Source organism: Neisseria sp. P0021.S005 (assembly GCF_051956955.1).
This window is the reverse complement of sequence record NZ_JBQCWY010000454.1, coordinates 1-2,507: the sequence shown is the minus strand read 5'-3', so window position 1 is coordinate 2,507 and position 2,507 is coordinate 1. Positions and strand designations below refer to the sequence as shown.

General features: G+C 44.4%; 2 protein-coding genes. Both read left to right on the top strand.

From position 1 onward, the window contains the following. The first annotated feature begins 131 nt into the window (after positions 1-131). Positions 132-1,403, top strand: a complete 1,272-nt coding sequence (gene purD / locus ACTHUE_RS15495; RefSeq protein ID WP_070461523.1) for a phosphoribosylamine--glycine ligase — start codon at positions 132-134, stop codon at positions 1,401-1,403. A gap of 72 nt (positions 1,404-1,475) precedes the next feature. Beyond that, complete coding sequence (locus ACTHUE_RS15490; protein WP_070461562.1) at positions 1,476-2,045, top strand: L-threonylcarbamoyladenylate synthase; 570 nt, start codon at positions 1,476-1,478, stop codon at positions 2,043-2,045. The last annotated feature ends 462 nt before the right edge of the window (positions 2,046-2,507 follow it).

Sequence of the window (2,507 nt, the reverse complement as noted above, 5' to 3'; positions counted from 1 at the left end):
TTTCGTTGTTTGAAATTAGAGTATGGTTGTCTTGGTGCAATATTATTCTTAATTTGAAACAGCTATGCAAGATGGAACAATATTCCATCGATTGAATTTTATTTACAACATCTATTCTTCAAGGAGATGGTATGAAATTGCTCGTTATTGGTAATGGTGGACGTGAACACGCACTGGCTTGGAAATTGGCGCAGTCGGCTAAAGTAGAAATTGTCTTTGTTGCACCTGGTAATGCCGGAACGGCAATTGAGCCTAAACTGCAGAATGTGGCGTTGACGGCACATCAAGATTTGATTGATTTTTGCCGTAATGAAAATATTGCCTTTACCGTAGTCGGCCCTGAAGCGCCTTTGGCTGCGGGTGTGGTGAATGACTTCCGTGCTGCCGGATTGAAGATTTTTGGCCCGACTCAATACGCGGCCCAGCTGGAGAGCTCAAAGGATTTTGCTAAAGCGTTTATGGCAAAATATAACATTCCAACCGCGCAATACCAAACCTTTGAAAATGCCGATGCGGCACATGATTACGTCAATCAAAAAGGTGCGCCAATTGTTATTAAGGCGGATGGTTTGGCTGCCGGTAAAGGCGTGATTGTCGCCATGACTTTGGATGAAGCCCATGCCGCTATTGACGATATGTTGTTGGGCAACAAAATGGGCAATGCAGGCGCGCGTGTCGTGATTGAAGATTTCCTGCAAGGCGAGGAAGCAAGCTTTATCGTTATGGTGGACGGCAATCATGTTTTGCCGATGGCAACCAGTCAAGACCATAAACGCCTGTTGGATGACGACAAAGGCCCTAATACCGGCGGTATGGGCGCATACAGCCCTGCTCCGGTGGTAACGCCTGATGTGTACGAGCGCGCGATGAATGAAATTATTTTGCCGACCGTGGCAGGTATGAAAGCAGAAGGTCATGAGTTTACCGGCTTTTTATACGCGGGCTTGATGATTGATAAAACCGGTGCGCCTTATACCATTGAATTCAACTGCCGTTTCGGCGACCCTGAAACCCAGCCGATTATGAGCCGTTTGGATAGCGATTTGGTGGACTTGGTTGAAGCGGCAATCGACGGCAAACTGGATAGTGTTGCTGCCAAATGGAATCCGCAAACTGCAGTAGGCGTGGTGTTGGCCGCACAAAATTATCCTGACTCCCCGAAAAAAGGCGATGTGATCTTCGGCTTGGATAAGGCCAATCAAATCGGTAAAGTTTTCCATGCCGGTACTGCAACGAATGAAAAAGGAGAAGTTGTAACCAACGGCGGCCGTGTATTGTGTGTAGTCGGTTTGGGCGATGATGTTGCCCAAGCTAAAAGCAAGGCTTATGAGGCATTGGAAACAATCCGTTTTGACGGTATGCAATACCGTAAAGACATTGCCGATAAAGCCATCAACCGTTAATAATGAATAGAAATAGGCCGTCTGAACACAGATTGTCCGACAATCTCAGTTTCAGACGGCCTTGGTATGATGATGATGTTTCCCAGAATTTTATCGGCTGCAGCCCAATGCAGGCTGCAGGCGCATCTTAAAAAAGGCGGTTTGGTCGCCTATCCTACCGAGTCTTGCTATGGCTTGGGCTGTGTCCCTACTTTGCCTAAAGCACTCAATCAACTGATTCATCTGAAAAAACGACCGCAACACAAAGGCATGATTGTCATTGGCCATAGCTTGGAACAGTTGCAACCTTTGCTGCAAAGGCCGTCTGAAAATATCCAAACTATGCTGCATGAAGCATGGCCTGCTCCGAAAACTTTTTTATTGCCGGTCGGCAAAAAAGTATTGCCATCATTGCGTGGAAAAGGACGCAGTAAATTGGCTGTCAGAGTTCCTGCGCATGTAGGTGCAAGGCGTTTGTGTCAGGTTTTGGAAATGCCTTTAGTCTCTACTTCATGCAATCGTGCAGGAAAACGGGCATGCAAAACGGAAAGGGAAGTCAGAAGACAGTTTGGCAGGAAAGTCTGGGTTGTAGGCGGATTGATAGGTAAGCAGAAAACGCCTAGCCAGATTATTGACGGAGAAACAGGAGCAAGGCTGCGTTAAAGAAGGGCTGTATCATCAAAGGAAAGGTATTTATTTGGAGAAGCAAATTTTTTCCAAAAGATTGGAATACCTTTGTGAAAAGGATTTAGCGCAGATCCAGTTTGATGCATAGCAGTCTGTAAATACAGATCGATTGAGCAGATAGTAAGTCAGTAAATAGAGTAGAAAGCAGTATTTTGTGAAATGCTCTTACAAAGAATGAAGCAAATTTTGAGCGTAGATGAATCGCTGTAATAAATTATTTTTGAATAAACAAATTTTGTGGATAAATTTGAAGATAAATTTCCATCAAAACATAAAAAGGCCGTCTGAAACTTGATATTCAAAGCATTCAGACGGCCTTTTAAATATTTAAACTGTGGATAACTTTGTGAATAAGTGTGGATTAAAGCTTATGTCCGCACACAGTTTCGTATTGTTTTTCAGTAATCGTGCCACTCATGACACTCATTGGACGGATGC

Coding starts and splice junctions, on each gene's coding strand:
- ACTHUE_RS15490 (WP_070461562.1), top strand. CDS start 1,476: ATGATGTTTCCCAGAATTTTATCGGCTGCAGCCCAATGCAGGCTGCAG.
- purD (WP_070461523.1), top strand. CDS start 132: ATGAAATTGCTCGTTATTGGTAATGGTGGACGTGAACACGCACTGGCT.